Source organism: Streptomyces sparsus (assembly GCF_054776295.1).
In genome coordinates, this window is record NZ_BAAHCA010000974.1 from 1 (window position 1) to 1,750 (window position 1,750).

General features: G+C 74.6%; 2 protein-coding genes. Both read right to left on the reverse strand.

Going from position 1 to position 1,750, the window contains the following annotated elements; all coding sequences use genetic code 11:
• Positions 1-71: 71 nt before the first annotated feature.
• Positions 72-827, reverse strand: coding sequence for an SDR family oxidoreductase (locus ACYVE9_RS25490; RefSeq protein WP_461030248.1), 756 nt, complete (start codon positions 825-827; stop codon positions 72-74).
• Between the two features lie 4 nt (positions 828-831).
• Complete coding sequence (locus ACYVE9_RS25495) at positions 832-1,647, reverse strand: SURF1 family cytochrome oxidase biogenesis protein (protein WP_461030249.1); 816 nt, start codon at positions 1,645-1,647, stop codon at positions 832-834.
• Positions 1,648-1,750 lie beyond the last annotated feature (103 nt).

Sequence of the window (1,750 nt, forward strand, 5' to 3'; positions counted from 1 at the left end):
GCGGCGGTACCCGCGTCAGCCGCGGTACCGCCGCCGGGCTGCTGTTCCGGCACGGGAGGCGGCGGCCCGCGTCAGATGCGGTGCTGCGCGCCGCCGTCCACCGGCAGCATCGTGCCGGTCAGGTAGGAGGCGGCGGGCGACAGCAGGAACGCGGCGGCCCTGCCGAACTCCTCCGGCGTCCCGTACCGGCGCAGTGGGATGAGTTCGCTGTTGCGGGCCCTGGCCGCCGTCGCGTCCCCGGACAGCGCGTCCAGCTCCCGCAGTCGGTCGGTGTCGATGCGCGACGGCAGCAGCCCCACCACGCGGATCCCACGCGGCCCCAGTTCGTTGGCGAGCGACTTGGCGAAGCCGGCCAGGCCCGGCCGCAGCCCGTTGGACAGGGTGAGACCGGGAATGGGCTCGGTGACCGAGCCGGAGAGCACGAAGCCGATGACGCCTCCCGCCTCCAGCCGCTCGGCCGCCGCCCGGGCGAGCCGTACCGCGCCGAGGAAGACCGACTCGAAGGCGGTCTGCCACTGGTCGTCGCTGAGCGATTCGGCGCTTCCGGCGGGTGGCCCGCCGACGCTCACCAGGACACCGTCGAAGCGGCCGAAGTGGGTGAAGGCGGCGTCGATCAGCCGGCCGGCCGCCGCCGGGTCGGCGTTGTCCGCCGCGACGCCGACCGCTCCGGCGCCCAGCCGGTCGGCGGCCTCCCGGACCGACGACTCCGACCGCCCGGTCACCACCACCTTCGCGCCGTCGGCGACCAACTGCTGCGCGGTGGCGAAACCGAGCCCGCGGGTGCCGCCGGTGACGAGGTACGCCTTGTTCCCGAGTCCAAGATCCATGGGATCAGTCTGCCGTGCCGGACGCCGCTCCGGCGAGAGCCGGTCCGGGGGCGCCGGGCTCGGCGGCCGCCCGGTCACGCAGCTCGCGGCGTACCAGCACGACCCAGCCCACGGGCACCGCCGCGACGAACAGCCACCACTGCACCGCGTAGGCCATGTGGGCGCCGATGCCGCTGTGGTCCGGCTCCGGGACCTGCTCGGCGAGCTGGTCCTCGGCGGGCTCCGGCCGGGTGCCGGTCAGCTCGACGAACCCGGCGAGCACCGGCCGGTCCAGGCGTTCCGCCTGCTGGGCGCTGTTGATCAGCATCACCTGGCCGTCCGGCAGGCCGCCGAGGTCCTTGATGCCGCTGCGCGCGGTGGTCTCGTCGGGCAGCAGGCGACCGGTCACGGTGACCTCCCCGGTCGGCGCCTCGGGCACTTCCGGGTAGGAGGTCTGGTCGGCCCCGGCCGGCACCCAGCCCCGGTTGACCAGCAGGGCGGAACCGTCGTCGCGGACCAGCGGGGTGAGCACGAAGTAGCCGATCTGTCTGCCGTCGGCGGCCGTGCGGCGCCGGACCACCACTTCGTTCGACCGGTCGTAGCTGCCGGTCGCCGTCACCGGGCGGTACTTGTCCTGCTCGGACACCTCTTCGCCGGGGCCGGTCAGCTCGTCCGCCGGCACCGGTTCGGCCGCGAGGCTTTCGGCGACCAGCTCGTTGTGCGCCACCCGGGCCTCGTGCCGGTGCAGCTGCCAGAAGCCGAGCTCGACCATCGTGGGCATCAACACCAGCGCGAGCAGTGTCAGGATCACCCACTGCCGGGTCAACAGGAAGCGGTACACGACTGACGACGGTACCTGGCGGCGCCCTGCGGCGCGTCCGCGGGGTGGCACGGACCCGGCAGGCGTGGCCTCGCGGTGGTGCGCCGCGGGGGCGGCCTCGGGC